Source organism: Corynebacterium gottingense (assembly GCF_002285125.1).
Classification (GTDB): domain Bacteria; phylum Actinomycetota; class Actinomycetes; order Mycobacteriales; family Mycobacteriaceae; genus Corynebacterium; species Corynebacterium gottingense.
In genome coordinates this window covers 147,497-161,414 of record NZ_NSGN01000003.1, presented here as the reverse complement: position 1 = coordinate 161,414, position 13,918 = coordinate 147,497, and the positions used below count along the sequence as shown (strand labels likewise).

General features: G+C 68.1%; 10 protein-coding genes. 6 read left to right on the top strand and 4 right to left on the bottom strand.

The genetic code is table 11. The features are described 5' to 3' along the window. Complete coding sequence (locus CKJ82_RS04325) at window positions 1-1,263, bottom strand: short-chain fatty acyl-CoA regulator family protein (RefSeq protein WP_095537176.1); 1,263 nt, start codon at window positions 1,261-1,263, stop codon at window positions 1-3. A gap of 196 nt (window positions 1,264-1,459) precedes the next feature. Here CKJ82_RS04325 and prpD point away from each other — a divergent pair, with 196 nt between their 5' ends. From prpD to CKJ82_RS04300, 5 genes are all read left to right on the top strand, one after another. Continuing rightward, a complete protein-coding gene (gene prpD / locus CKJ82_RS04320; RefSeq protein WP_095537175.1) occupies window positions 1,460-2,971 on the top strand; it encodes a 2-methylcitrate dehydratase PrpD in 1,512 nt (503 codons plus the stop codon). After that, window positions 2,972-3,892, top strand: a complete 921-nt coding sequence (gene prpB, locus CKJ82_RS04315; protein ID WP_095537174.1) for a methylisocitrate lyase — start codon at window positions 2,972-2,974, stop codon at window positions 3,890-3,892. Between the two features lie 32 nt (window positions 3,893-3,924). Then, the gene (locus CKJ82_RS04310; RefSeq protein WP_095537173.1) at window positions 3,925-5,064 is read left to right on the top strand and encodes a bifunctional 2-methylcitrate synthase/citrate synthase; all 1,140 of its coding nucleotides are present in this window, start codon (window positions 3,925-3,927) and stop codon (window positions 5,062-5,064) included. A 184-nt stretch (window positions 5,065-5,248) separates the two neighbouring features. Further along, window positions 5,249-8,677: a pyruvate carboxylase gene (locus CKJ82_RS04305; protein WP_240510504.1), complete on the top strand. Its 3,429-nt coding sequence runs from the start codon at window positions 5,249-5,251 to the stop codon at window positions 8,675-8,677. Window positions 8,678-8,714: 37 nt separating this feature from the next. Beyond that, window positions 8,715-9,512 carry a trypsin-like serine protease gene (locus CKJ82_RS04300; RefSeq protein WP_133064015.1) on the top strand — a complete coding sequence of 266 codons (798 nt, stop codon included), beginning with the start codon at window positions 8,715-8,717 and terminating at the stop codon, window positions 9,510-9,512. Here CKJ82_RS04300 and CKJ82_RS04295 read toward each other — a convergent pair. Further along, window positions 9,509-10,609, bottom strand: a complete 1,101-nt coding sequence (locus CKJ82_RS04295) for an HNH endonuclease signature motif containing protein (RefSeq protein WP_133064014.1) — start codon at window positions 10,607-10,609, stop codon at window positions 9,509-9,511. The two genes, CKJ82_RS04300 and CKJ82_RS04295, sit on opposite strands and share 4 nt — an antisense overlap. Window positions 10,610-10,653: 44 nt before the next feature. After that, the gene (locus tag CKJ82_RS04290) at window positions 10,654-11,142 is read right to left on the bottom strand and encodes a GNAT family N-acetyltransferase (RefSeq protein ID WP_095277640.1); all 489 of its coding nucleotides are present in this window, start codon (window positions 11,140-11,142) and stop codon (window positions 10,654-10,656) included. A gap of 55 nt (window positions 11,143-11,197) precedes the next feature. Here CKJ82_RS04290 and CKJ82_RS04285 point away from each other — a divergent pair, with 55 nt between their 5' ends. Then, complete coding sequence (locus tag CKJ82_RS04285) at window positions 11,198-12,091, top strand: chymotrypsin family serine protease (protein ID WP_095537169.1); 894 nt, start codon at window positions 11,198-11,200, stop codon at window positions 12,089-12,091. Between the two features lie 4 nt (window positions 12,092-12,095). Here CKJ82_RS04285 and CKJ82_RS04280 read toward each other — a convergent pair whose 3' ends face one another. Continuing rightward, the gene (locus CKJ82_RS04280; RefSeq protein ID WP_095537168.1) at window positions 12,096-13,874 is read right to left on the bottom strand and encodes an acetyl/propionyl/methylcrotonyl-CoA carboxylase subunit alpha; all 1,779 of its coding nucleotides are present in this window, start codon (window positions 13,872-13,874) and stop codon (window positions 12,096-12,098) included. Window positions 13,875-13,918 lie beyond the last annotated feature (44 nt).

Here is a 13,918-nt window from a genome sequence, read left to right as displayed (position 1 = left end):
TCACAGCGCGGGGAACGCCCGCTGCGGGCAGGCGCGCCGCGGGCACGTCTCGCACCCCGGCCCGATCGGGGTGGCGGAGTCCGGCGACAGGTCGAGCCCGTCCGCGTAGACCATCCGGTCCGCGTGGGCGGAGTCGCACCCCAGCGCCACGGCGTTTTCCTTGCGCGGTTTCCCAAACTCCACCGCCGGGCCCTGCACCATCCGCGCCACCCACATGTACGTCCGCCCGTCGGGCATGACGGAGACCTGCCGGGTGACGCGGTTGGAGGTCTCAAACGCCCGGTGCACCACCCACAGCGGGCAGGTCCCGCCACGCTGGGAGAAGTGGAACGAGGTGGTGGACTGCCGCTTCGAGATGTTGCCAGCCCGGTCGGTGCGGATGAATACGAAGGGGATGGCGGTCGCGCCGGGCCGCTGCAGGGTGCCCAGCCGCTGGCAGGTGGATTCGAAGCCGGTGCCGAAGCGCGCGGAGATCACGTCCACGTCGTAGCGGGTTTCCTCCGCCGCCTCCAGGATGAGCGAATACGGCATGGTGGCGGCCGCGGCGAAGTACTGCGCCAGGCCGTGGCGCGCGAGTTGGCGGGCGCGGGGGTTGGCGATGGGGGAGGCGTGGGCGTCGAGAAGCTGCCCGTGCGCGATGCGTGCGTAGTGGTACGACAGCTCGAAGCACTGCTGGGCCTCGGAAAGGCCGGTGCGCAGGCGGATCTCGCGCGCGTCGGCGCTGGCGGCCGAGCGCTCGCCGCCGGTGTGCTGGTTGAAGCGGACGGTGTAGCCGAAGTCGCGGTCCAGCACGGCGGCGATGCGGGTGAGCCGCAGCTGGCGCGCGTGGAGTGGGGTGGCGAAGTCCTCCGCGGCCGTGTCCAGGTCGTGGAAGTAATTGTTGTGCTGCTGGAAGAAGTCGCGCACGACGATGTGCGGGTTGCTGGCGGCGCCGGCGAGCATCCCGGGAAGGTCTTTGATGCCCTGCGCAACGGCGGGGTAGCGCAGCGCGATTTCCGCGAGCTCCGACTCGGGCGCGCCGGGCAGTAGCTCCGCGAGTTCGCCGGCGACGCGCTGCTCGGCGTCGGGGGAGAAGAACGTCGCGTCCAGCCCGAAGACCTGCGTGAGCTGCAGGAGCACGGTGACGGTGAGGGGCCGCTGGTCGTTTTCCAGCTGGTTGAGGTAGCTGGTGGAGATGCCGAGCTTGCGCGCCATGTCCACCTGCGTGAGCCCCTCGTTGGCGCGCAGCGTGTGGATTCTTGCCCCCGCGTAGTGCTTGGTCATTGGGCCTCCCCGCCGCTTCGGTGCGTTGAACTGTGGTTTTACAAAGTTTACAAAAACCGCGCACCCGTGACACTCCTTTTCACACTTTGGATAATGACCTAGCCCACATTTTGCGCCCTACTATGAGTTGCAACAACAGGGCAATCGCTTATCGACGCCCACTCGCCCCCACACCAGCCGAGGAGTTGCACACCGAATGATCAACCACGAAGTCCGCACCCGGAAGTCCGCCGAGGATTTCCCCATCGAGGAACACCTCGCCTACAAGGTGGCCAAGGTCGCCGCCGACCCGGTTGAGGTGCCGGAAGATACGCGCGAGATGATTATCAACCGCATCATCGACAACGCGTCCGTCGCGGTCGCCTCCTACGGTCGCCGCCCGGTCGCCACCGCCCGCGTGATGGCCGAGGCGCACCCGGTCGCCGAGGGCGGCGCGCAGATCTTCGGTATCGACGGCGCCTACTCCGCCGAATGGGCAGCGTTTGCCAACGGCACCGCCGTGCGCGAGCTGGATTTCCACGACACCTTCCTCGCAGCCGAGTACTCCCACCCGGGCGACAACATCCCGCCGATCCTGGCCGTCGCCCAGCACAAGGGCCTCGACGGCAAGGCGCTTATCCGCGGCATCGCCACCGGCTACGAGATCCAGGTCAACCTGGTCAAGGGCATCTGCCTGCACGAGTGGAAGATCGACCACGTCGCGCACCTCGGCCCGTCGGTCGCGGCCGGCATCGGCACCATGCTGGACCTGGACGTGGACACCATCTACCAGGCCGTAGGCCAAGCGCTGCACACCACCACCGCCACTCGCCAGTCCCGCAAGGGCCTGATCTCCTCGTGGAAGGCATCGGCCCCGGCATTCGCCGGCAAGATGGGCATCGAGGCCGTCGACCGCACCATGCGTGGCGAGGGCGCGCCGGCCCCGATCTGGGAAGGCGAGGACGGGTTCATCGCCTGGATGCTGCACTCCCCGGAGCGCACCTACACCGTGCCGCTGCCGGCCGACGGCGAGGCCAAGCGCGCCATCTTGGAGACCTACACCAAGGAGCACTCCGCCGAGTACCAGGCCCAGGCCCCGATCGACCTGGCGCGCCGCATGAAGCAGACCATCGCTGATGCCGGCAAGTCCACCGCCGACATCGAATCCATCGTCCTGCACACCTCGCACCACACCCACTACGTCATCGGTACCGGCGCGAACGACCCGCAGAAGATGGACCCCACCGCATCCCGCGAAACCCTTGACCACTCGATCATGTACATGTTCGCCGTCGCTCTCGAGGACGGCACCTGGCACCACGTCAACTCCTACACCCCGGAGCGCGCCGGCCGTCCCGAGACCGTCGAGCTGTGGCACAAGATCTCCACGGTGGAGGACGAGGAGTGGACCCGCCGCTACCACTCGCAGGACCCGAACGAGAAGGCCTTCGGCGCACGTGCCGTGATCACCTTCGCCGACGGCACCGTCATCGAAGACGAGATGGCCGTGGCCGACGCCCACCCGTTCGGCGCTCGCCCCTTTGAGCGCGACAACTACATCCAGAAGTTCCGCACCCTGGCCGAGGGCATTGTCGCCCCGGAGGAGCAGGATCGCTTCCTGGCCGCGGTGCAGGACCTGGAAAACCTCACTGACCTGTCCGAACTCAACATTGTTGTCAACGAGGACGCGAAGGCAAACGCGCCCGAGATCCCAGGAGGCATCTTCTAAATGTTTGCACCCGAGAAAACCCCGCGCGAGCGCAGGCAGGCACTGCGTGCATCGCTTACCGCGGACACCATCACCAAGCTGCCGGGCGCGTTTAACCCGCTCACGGCGCGGTTGATCGAAGACATCGGCGCCTTCGAGGGCGTCTATGTCTCCGGCGCTGTGGTGGCCAACGACCTGGGCCTGCCCGACATCGGCCTGACCACCCTGTCCGAGGTGGCCAACCGTGGCGGCCAGATCGCCCGCGCCACCAACCTGCCGGTGCTTATCGACGCCGACACCGGCTTCGGTGAGCCCATGTCCGCGGCCCGCACCGTCGCCGAATTCGAGGCGGCCGGACTGGCGGCGCTCCACCTGGAAGATCAGGTGAACCCGAAGCGCTGCGGCCACCTCGACGGCAAGGAGGTCGTGCCGCGCGACCTCATGGTGCGTCGCATCACCGCGGCGGTGCGCGAGCGCTCCGACGACAACTTCGTCATCTGCGCACGCACCGACGCCGCCGGCATCGAAGGCATCGACGAGGCCATCGAGCGCGCGAAGGCGTATGCCGACGCGGGCGCGGACCTCATCTTCACCGAGGCGCTGTACTCGGAGGAGGACTTTGCCAAGTTCCGCGCCGCCGTGGACACCCCGCTGCTGGCCAACATGACGGAGTTCGGCAAAACCGAGCTGCTGTCCGCCGGCACGCTGGAAAACCTCGGCTACAACGCGGTGATCTGGCCGGTGACCACGTTCCGCATCGCCATGGGTCAAACCGAGGCGATGCTGCGCGACATCGCCGACACCGGCATCCAAACGCCGTGGCTGGACAAGATGCAGCACCGCTCGCGCCTCTACGAGCTCGTCCGCTACGACGAATACAACCAGTTCGACCAGTCCGTCTTCACCTACTCCAAGGACAGCTACTCGTCCACGTTCGAGTAGACCCCATCCCCATCCCCCCAAAGGAGCACATCATGTCTGATCAGGAAATTCGCAAGGGCCTCGCCGGCGTCGTCGCCGACTACACGGCCATCTCCAAAGTCAACCCCGAGACCAACTCGCTGCTGTACCAGGGCTACCCCGTGCAGGAGCTCGCCGAGAACTGCAGCTTCGAGGAAGTCGCGTACCTGCTGTGGCACGGCGAGCTGCCGGACGAGCAGGGCCGCGAGGAGTTCCGCAACGGCTGCATGGCCAACCGCGACATCGACGAGGACCTCATCCAGGTCATCAACTTCCTGCCCAAGGACTGCCACCCGATGGACGTGCTGCGCACCGCCGTGTCCTTCCTGGGCACCCGCGACGAGCACAAGTTCACGCCGGACGCGGACCACATCCGCAAGATCGGCACCCAGCTGCTGGCCAAGCTGCCCACCGTCGTGGCCACCGACATCCGCCGCCGCCAGGGCAAGGACTACCTCGCGCCGTCGCACGACAAGAGCTTTGCCGAGAACTTCCTCTGGATGGTCTTCGGCGACGATGAGGGCTCGCCGGCCACGATTCCGTCCGACATCGAGGCCTTTGAGAAGTCGCTCATCCTGTACGCGGAGCACTCCTTCAACGCCTCCACCTTCACCGCCCGCACGGTGACCTCCACGCAGTCCGACGCGTGGTCCGCCATCACCGCGGCGATCGGCGCGCTCAAGGGGCCGCTGCACGGCGGCGCGAACGAGTTTGTCATGCACAACATGGTCGAGGTCGGCTCGCCGGACAACGCGGAGGCTTGGACGCTGAACAAGCTGAAAAACAAGGAGCTCGTCATGGGCTTCGGTCACCGCGTGTACAAGAAGGGCGACTCGCGCGTGCCCACGATGGAGGCCGCGTTTAAGAAGCTCGCCTCCGAGCACCCGGAGAAGGATTCCCAGAAGTGGGTGGACATCTACGACATCATGGAAACAACGATGTACGAGAACACCTCCATCCACATCAAGCCCAACCTGGACTTCCCGTCGGGCCCGGCCTACTACATCCTGGGCTTCGACATCGAGTTTTTCACCCCGCTGTTCGTCATGGCCCGCATCACCGGCTGGATCGCCCACATCATCGAGCAGTACGAGAACAACTCGCTCATCCGCCCATTGTCCGCCTACAACGGCCCGGAGGAGCGCCACCTCTAGCAATTTGCTTATCGACGCCAGCCCGCCCCGTCGCACACCACGCGCTCGGCGGGCTGTTGCGCGCGCTGCCCGCCCCAAATGAGTTCATAAAATGTACATCTGGCGTCGTCGGACGCGGTAGAGTCGAGGTGCTCCGTTCGATATGCGAACCGTGCCTTGCACACAGCGAAAGGACAAAGTTCTCGTGGAACAACTCCCACTTAATGACCTCCCCGCCTTCAAGAAGATCCTCGTTGCCAACCGCGGCGAGATCGCGGTGCGCGCGTTCCGCGCAGCGTTTGAGACCGGTGCGAAAACCGTGGCGGTCTACCCGCGGGAGGACCGCAACTCCTTCCACCGCCCCTTTGCAAACGAGGCCGTGCAGATCGGCACCGAGGGCCAGCCCGTCAAGGCTTACCTGGACATTGACGAGATCATCCGCGCCGCCAAGGAAACCGGCGCGGACGCGATCTACCCGGGCTACGGCTTCCTCTCCGAGCGCGCCGACCTGGCCCGCGCCTGCGACGCCAACGGCATTAAGTTCATCGGCCCCTCCGCGGACACCCTGGACCTGACCGGCGACAAGTCCGCCGCCGTCCAGGCTGCCGAGCGCGCCGGGCTCCCCACGCTGAAGGACTCTGAGCCGTCCTCGGACGTCGCACAGCTTGCCGAGTACGCGAAGGAATTCCAGTTCCCCGTCTTCATCAAGGCCGTCGCGGGCGGCGGCGGGCGCGGCATGCGCTTCGTGGAAAAGCCGGAAGACCTGGAGGCGCTCGCCGCCGAGGCGTCGCGCGAGGCGGAGGCCGCCTTCGGCGACCCGAACGTCTACGTCGAGCGCGCCGTGATCAACCCACAGCACATCGAGGTCCAGGTCATGGCGGACTCCTACGGCAACGTGGTCCACCTCTACGAGCGCGACTGCTCCCTGCAGCGCCGCCACCAGAAGGTCGTAGAAATCGCGCCTGCGCAGCACATCACCGAGGAGCAGCGCCAGCGCATCTGCGAGGACGCGGTGAAGTTCTGCAAGGAGATCAACTACGAGGGCGCCGGCACGGTCGAATTCCTCGTGGACGAAAAGGGCAACCACGTCTTCATCGAGATGAACCCGCGCGTGCAGGTCGAACACACCGTGACCGAGGAGGTCACGGGCGTGGACATTGTGAAGAACCAGATGTACATCGCCGCCGGCGCCAAGCTGGAGGACGTCCACCTCGAGCAGGATCTCATCGAGGTCAACGGTGCCGCCCTGCAGTGCCGCATCACCACCGAGGACCCGAACAACGGCTTCCGCCCCGACTCCGGCACCGTCACCGGCTACCGCTCGCCGGGCGGCGCCGGCGTCCGCCTGGACGGCAGCGTGTCCGTCGGCACGGAGATCACCCCGAACTTCGACTCCCTGCTGGTGAAGATGACCTGCCGCGGCCGCAACTTCCAGGTCGCCGTGGACCGCGCCCTGCGCGCGCTCAACGAGTTCACCGTCAACGGCGTCTCCACCAACATTGGCTTCCTGCGCGTGCTGCTCTCCCAGGACGACTTCCAGCACGAGCGCATCAACACCGGCTACATCGCCGCGCACCCGTTCCTGCTCGAGGCCCCGCCGGCAGCTGACGACGCCGGCCGCATCCTCGACTACCTGGCCAACGTCACGGTGAATAAGCCGAACGGTCCGCGACCGACCACGATCCGGCCGTCGAAAAAGCTGCCCACCACCGAGTACTCCGACACGCCGCGCGGCTCCCGCGACGAGCTGCTCGAGCTCGGCCCGAAGAAGTGGGCGGAGAAGCTGCGTAACCAGACCGCGCTCGGCGTCACCGAGACGACGTTCCGCGACGCGCACCAGTCCCTCCTGGCCACCCGCATCCGCACCAACACGCTCGTCGCTGCGGCGAAGCACGTCGGCCACCTCACCCCGGAGCTGACCTCCGTGGAGGCGTGGGGCGGCGCGACCTACGACGTGGGCATGCGCTTCCTGCACGAGTCGCCGTGGATGCGCCTGGACGAGCTGCGTGAGGCGATGCCGAACGTGAACATCCAGATGCTGCTGCGCGGCCGCAACACCGTCGGCTACACGCCGTACCCGGACTCGGTGACCAAGGCGTTCGTGCAGGAGGCGGCCACCTCCGGCATCGACATCTTCCGCATCTTTGACGCGCTCAACGACGTCTCCCAGATGCGCCCGGCGATCGAGGCGGTCCTGGAGACCAACACCACCGTCGCCGAGGTCGCCATGGCGTACTCCGGCAACCTCATGGACCCGAACGAGGACCTCTACACACTGGACTACTACCTGCGCCTCGCGGAGCAGATTGTCGACGCCGGCGCCCACGTCCTTGCCATCAAGGACATGGCGGGCCTCATGCGCCCGGCCGCCGCCGCGAAGCTGGTCTCCGCGCTGCGCGAGCGCTTCGACCTGCCGGTCCACGTGCACACCCACGACACCGCGGGCGGCCAACTGGCCACCTACCTCGCAGCCGCCAACGCCGGCGCCGACGTCGTCGACGTGGCGTCCGCGCCGTTGGCCGGCACCACTTCGCAGCCGTCGATGTCCGCGCTCGTCGCCGCGTTTGCCAACACGGAGCGCGACACCGGCATCTCCCTGCAGGCCGTCTCCGACATGGAGCCGTACTGGGAGGCCGTGCGCCAGGTCTACGCCCCGTTCGAGTCCGGCATCCCCGGCCCGACCGGCCGCGTGTACAAGCACGAGATCCCGGGCGGCCAGCTGTCCAACCTGCGCACGCAGGCGAACGCGCTGGGCCTGGGCGACCGCTTCGAGCTCATCGAGGACTACTACGCCGCGGTCAACGAGATCCTGGGCCGCCCGACCAAGGTCACCCCGTCCTCCAAGGTCGTCGGCGACCTGGCGCTGCACCTCGTGGGCGCGGGCGTGGACCCGAAGGACTTCGCGGAGAACCCGCGCAAGTACGACATCCCGGAGTCCGTCATCGGCTTCCTGCAGGGCGAGCTCGGTACGCCCCCGGGCGGCTGGCCGCTGCTTCGCGACGCCGCCCTGGCCGACCGCAGCCCCGTCGACCACACCGTCGAGGTCCCTGCTGAGCTCGAGGGCGACCTGGCGTCCGACGACCACGACGTCCGCCGCGTGGCCCTGGACAAGCTGCTGTTCCCGAAGCAGTACGCCGAGTTCCAGGAGCACCGCCGCACCTACGGCGTGACCGACCAGCTGTCGGACCGCACCTTCTTCTACGGCCTCGTCGAGGGCGAGGAGACCATGATCTGGTACGGCGAGATCGACGAGCAGCGCCCGCCGCTGTCCGTGCGCCTGGACGCCATCGGCGAGCCGGACGAGAAGGGCATGCGCCAGGTCATCCTTACCGTCAACGGCCAGGTCCGCCCGATGCTGGTGCGCGACGAGCACGCCGAGTCCACGGTCGCGGAGGCCGAGAAGGCGGACGCCTCGAACCCGGGCCACGTCGCCGCGCCGTTCGCGGGCGTGGTGAACATCACCGCCAAGGTCGGCGACGAGGTCAAGGCCGGCGACCAGGTCGCCACCATCGAGGCCATGAAGATGGAGGCCGGCATCTCCGCCACCCAGGACGGCACGATCGAGCGTCTCGCGTTCTCGCAGCCGACCAAGGTTGAGGGCGGCGACCTGGTGGTTGTCATCTCCGAAAAGTAAGTTTTGCCCACCTGAGCAGTTGGGTACAATTGCCCGGGTGAGAATGCTTCCCGTGCCGATGGGCCGCAGCGTCGCGACAGCGGCTGCGGCCCTTTTCCTGGCTGCGCCCGCGGCGGGGGCGGTGACGGTGGGGCAGGGGGACGCTGTCGTCGTGGATGGCTCCGAGTGCACCGTCGGCTTCAACGGCGAGCGCGAAAGCTTCACCGCCGCGCACTGCGGCACTAGCGGCGACAGGGTGCGCAAAGTGCTTGACGACGGCACGTGGTCCCCCGCAATCGGCACCCTCGATACCTCGCCGCGCAGCGAGGAGACGACCAACGACTGGGCCCGTATCCGGTGGGACGCGGGCGTCGAGCTCGGGCCGAACGAGTACACCGGCGACGCGCAGATCCCGCTGGACGACATCCGGCGCGGCGAAACCGTCTGCTACTACGGCTGGGCCACCGGCGCCGCGACCTGCGGCACCTACTACGCGCGGGTGGGCAACTCGTTCCTCGTGGACGTCGAGCCCGGCGCCCCGGGCGACTCCGGCGGGCCGATGTGGATTCCGGGGCGCGGCTTCGTCGGCGTGCACTCGGCGTCGCTCGAAGGGCGCGACAACCTGACGGGGCGCACGAAAGCGTTCACGCTCGGCGCGACGACGGCCGACGGCGGGCCGATCCGCGACGCGATCATCGACGTGTTCGTCAGCTACTTCAGCGACGACGCGCAGGCGGGCGCGCCGAAACCGCCGCCGCCCGAGCCGGCGGGCAGCAGTGATTCCTGGCTGCGCGCGGTGTTCAGCGGCGCGTTGCAGCTGCTCCTCGCCGTCCTATCCCTGATCTTCAACGGCTAGTCGGGTGGTCGGCCTTGGGCGGGGCCGCCGACGGGGGCGCGGTGCGGGGTGTAGCTCCGGCCGGTGAACTTGGGTGGGCTGTTGTTCGGCCCGACCCAGGCGATGCGGCCGTCGATGCGGGTCATGCGGCCGCGGCCCGGCTGGCCGTTGACGGCGTTGTGGTGCGGGCAAAGCCAGCACATGTTAGCCGGGGTGGTCTCGCCGCCCTGGATGTATTCGGTGAGGTGGTGGGCCTGGCACCCGCTGATTGGCGTGTTGCAGTCGGGCCAGCAGCAGGTCGGGGAATCCGCCTCGAGCGCGAGCCGCTGCACTGGCGAGGCCAGGCGCATGCGGTGCGTGTTAATGGGGCCGAGGTGCCCGGAGGCGAGGGTGATGTATCCGTCGGGGAGGATGTGCCGGTCGAGCACCTGGCTGGTGGTCATGCGGATCCCGGTGTTGGTCACCACGACCGGCTCGGTGTCCGGCTGGTCGTCGGTGCCGGCGAGGATGTGGTCGATCTGGTCGTCGGTGACAATGAGGTGGACGGCCGCCGGGGCCTGGGACAGCGAGCGGTTGTTCACCAGCCAATCGATCGCGTCGATCGTCGCGCCGTGCTCGTCGCGCGTCTCCAGGGTGGTGATGACGTCCTGCATCGCGTTTGATGACGCCGTGAACGTCACGCTGATCTTGTCGTGCGCCGTGCTGCGCCGGATGGTGGCGCCGTCCTTGGGAACGCGGGGCGCGAGAAACTTCTTGCGCAGCGTGGCGGCGCGCTTGGTCAGCGTCGCGGTGTCGCCGCGGGTGGCGCAGAGCTGCTCGGTGTAGTCCCAGCGGTCGGTGGGATCCGCGATGGCGCGGCCCGTGCACACGATCATGTCGAGCGTTTCGACGCAGTGGCTGTTGCGCCGCGCGGCGTCGCGGGCGCGCTGCTGATAGCGGGAGTGCGTGGTGGGCGCGAAAAATTTCGACGCCAGCTGGCACAGCGTCTCGGCGTAGTCATCGGCCGCGCCGAGGCCGGTCAGCGCGTCGGCGGAATAGCCGGCGTCGTAGACGTGCTCGAGCGCCGCGATACCCCCGGATTTGAAGGCGAAAAAGGCCTTCAGTTGTGCTTCCCCCATGCGCATGACGCTAACCCAGGCGCACGGACCCCGCAACCGGAACTCTAGAGGTCGAGGGCCATGACGTTGTCGAGGCCCTTGACGTCGTCGAAGCCGAACTGCTCGTAGCGGTGGCGCGCCCGCGGGTTGTCCGGGTCGACCCAGAGGGCGAGGCGCTCGGCGCCCTGCTCGCGCCCCAGCTGCACGGCCTGCTCGAGGAGGAGCGCGCCGAGGCGTTGCCCGGCGAAGCGGCCCTCGATCGCGATGGCCAGCTCGGGGATGTCGGGGCCGAGGTTGGCGTGGCCCTTGGACGGGTCGTCCCAGTAGCGGAACCAGAGGCCGCCGGCGGGGGTGTGGAATTCGTCGGTGGCGATGATGCCGCCGTCGGAATCCGGGTCCCAGCCGTAGACGTAGTCGTCGACGCCGGAGACGATGCTGTCGCGGTGCTGCTCGTGCATCGGCGCGTCCTCGTCGCCGAACACCTCGGTGAGGTAGTTCAAGCGCTGGAGGTAGGTGCGATCGGCTTCGACGGCGCGTCGGAATTGAAATGTCATGCGCCCCACGATAGCAACTCGGAGCAGGAACGCTGCTGGTTGTAGGATCTGCCGTATGCGTAACCGAGTCGCCGTCGCCCTCACCGCCACGATCGCCGCCACCGCCGCCGTGGCCCCGCCCGCGCACGCGGCGACCGCGGTGGCGCAGGGCGCGCAGATCGTCATTGCTGACAGTTCCAGCTGCGCCGTCGCGTTCAACGACCACGCCGAGCACATCAGCTACACTTCCGCGCACTGCGGCCTTTCGGGGGACAGGGTGAGGGTCAAGCTTGTCGACGGCACGCTCACCCCAGAAATCGGCACCCTGTACCCCTCCTCGCGCTGGGGCGACAGCGTCACGGGCAACGACTGGGCGGCGATCCGCTGGGACGACGGGGTGCGCCTTGCGGGGAATGGGAGGAGTGGGGACGAGGTGGCGTCGATAAGCGAGATGCGTCCGGGGCAGCAAGTGTGCACCTATGGCGCGGCCTCGCGGCGCGTGATCTGCGGGAAGTACGCGGGGAGCGTGAACAATAACGTGTACTTCGACGGCGAGACGGGGCAGCACGGCGACTCGGGCGGGCCGGTGTGGGCGCCCGGGCGCGGGTTCCTCGGCGTGTACTCGGGGGTGAGCGTGATTGAGTCGAAGAGCGAGGGGGAGCACCAGCTGTCGCGCGCGTCGGCGGCGAAGAACGGCGGGCCGGTCGAGTCGGCTGACGAGATCGCGCTGATCTCGAAGTACTACAGCGTGCAGCAGCCGACGGCGCACAAGGCGGAGCTGCCTGACGACGCGCTCAGCGGCGCCGCCGCGGGCTCCGCCAAGCGCATCGAGGGCAGCACCAGTTTGGAAGAGGGCACGCTGCCGGTGATCGCGATCATCGTCGTCGGCGTGCTCGCGGCATCCGCGCCGGTCATCGGGCAGATCCTGCAGACCGTGGTGGAGTGGAAGGGCGAGGGGATCCTTGGGTAGGCCGCTACTTCAGCTCCATCAGCACGGCGGCCTTGTTCACCTGGGCGCCTTCCTCGGCGGCGAGGCCGGTGACGGTGCCGGCCTTGTGGGCCTTGACCGGGTTCTCCATCTTCATGGCCTCGAGGACCAGGAGGACGTCGCCCTCCTCCACGGCGTCGCCCTCGGCGACGTTGAGCTTGATCACGGTGCCCTGCATCGGGGAGGCCACGGCGTCGCCGGAGACGGCCGCCTTGGACCCGCCGGAGCGGCGCTTCTTCGGCTTCTTGCGCTGGGCGCCGCCGAAGACGAGGGAGGCGGGGAGCGCGACTTCGATGCGGCGGCCGTTGACCTCGACGGCGAACGTGCGCGTCTCGGCGTCGTCTGTAGCGTCGGCGTCGTCGGTGGTGTCGTCGCTGGTGAGCTCGTTGACCCACTCCTCCTCGATCCAGCGCGTGTACACGTCGAAGGAGTCCTCGGTGCCCACGAACGCGGGGTCGTTCACAATCGCTTTGTGGAAGGGGATGACGGTGGGGAAGCCGGTGACCACATACTCGTCGAGGGCGCGGCGGGCGCGCTGCAGCGCCTCGGTGCGGTCCTCGCCGTAGACGATGAGTTTGGCCAGCATAGAGTCGAACTGCCCGCCGATGACGGAGCCCGCGCGCACGCCGGAGTCGACGCGCACGCCCGGGCCGGCCGGCTCGACGTACTCAGTGACTGTGCCCGGGGCGGGCATGAAGTTGGCCGTGGCGTCCTCGCCGTTGATGCGGAACTCGAAGGCGTGGCCGCGCGGGGTCGGGTCCTCGGTGAAGCGCAGCTGCTCGCCACGCGCGATGCGGAACTGCTCGCGCACCAGGTCCACGCCGGTGGTGGCCTCCGTGACGGGGTGCTCCACCTGCAGGCGCGTGTTGACCTCCAGGAACGAGATCAGCCCGTCGGAGCCGACGAGGTACTCCACGGTGCCGGCGCCGTAGTAGCCCGCCTCCCGGCAGATGGCCTTGGCAGAGGCGTGGATGCGCTCGCGCTGCTTGTCGGTGAGGAACGGCGCGGGTGCCTCCTCCACGAGCTTCTGAAAGCGGCGCTGCAGTGAGCAGTCGCGCGTGCCCATCACGACAACGTTGCCGTGCATGTCCGCCAGCACCTGGGCCTCCACGTGGCGGGCCTTGTCCAGGTAGCGCTCGACGAAGCACTCGCCGCGGCCGAACGCGGCCGTCGCCTCGCGGGTGGCGGACTCGAACAGCTCCGGGATCTCCTCACGGGTGTACGCCACCTTCATGCCGCGGCCGCCGCCGCCGAACGCCGCCTTGATGGCCACCGGCAGCCCGTGCTGGTCCGCGAACGCTACGACTTCGTCCGCGTTGGCGACCGGGTCCTTGGTGCCCGGCGCCATGGGGGCGTTGGCCGCCTCGGCGATGTGGCGGGCAGTGACTTTGTCACCCAGCGCGGCGATGGACTCCGGCGACGGGCCGATCCAGGTCAGCCCCGCGTCGATCACGCGGCGGGCAAACTCGGCGTTCTCGGACAGGAAGCCGTAGCCGGGGTGGATGGCGTCCGCGCCGGCCTTCGCGGCGGCGTCGAGGATCTTGTCCATGTCCAGGTAGGACTCTGCGGCGGTGGCGCCGCCGAGGGAGAAGGCTTCGTCGGCAAGCGCTGCGAACGGCGCGCCCCGGTCCGGGTCGGCGTACACGGCGACGGAGGCGATGCCCGCGTCCTTCGCGGCGCGGATCACGCGCACGGCGATTTCGCCGCGGTTGGCCACCAGGACTTTGGTGACTGGGTTCTGGCTGGTGCTCGGTTCAGTACGCACGAAAATCCCGTCTTTCTCGCAATCGATTAGTGTTGCCAAACTAT

What these genes read in the sequence shown, in the direction of transcription:
- CKJ82_RS04325 (WP_095537176.1), bottom strand. Translation starts at nt 1,263, where the DNA reads ATGACCAAGCACTACGCGGGGGCAAGAATCCACACGCTGCGCGCCAAC.
- prpD (WP_095537175.1), top strand. Translation starts at nt 1,460, where the DNA reads ATGATCAACCACGAAGTCCGCACCCGGAAGTCCGCCGAGGATTTCCCC.
- prpB (WP_095537174.1), top strand. Translation starts at nt 2,972, where the DNA reads ATGTTTGCACCCGAGAAAACCCCGCGCGAGCGCAGGCAGGCACTGCGT.
- CKJ82_RS04310 (WP_095537173.1), top strand. Translation starts at nt 3,925, where the DNA reads ATGTCTGATCAGGAAATTCGCAAGGGCCTCGCCGGCGTCGTCGCCGAC.
- CKJ82_RS04295 (WP_133064014.1), bottom strand. Translation starts at nt 10,609, where the DNA reads ATGGGGGAAGCACAACTGAAGGCCTTTTTCGCCTTCAAATCCGGGGGT.
- CKJ82_RS04290 (WP_095277640.1), bottom strand. Translation starts at nt 11,142, where the DNA reads ATGACATTTCAATTCCGACGCGCCGTCGAAGCCGATCGCACCTACCTC.
- CKJ82_RS04285 (WP_095537169.1), top strand. Translation starts at nt 11,198, where the DNA reads ATGCGTAACCGAGTCGCCGTCGCCCTCACCGCCACGATCGCCGCCACC.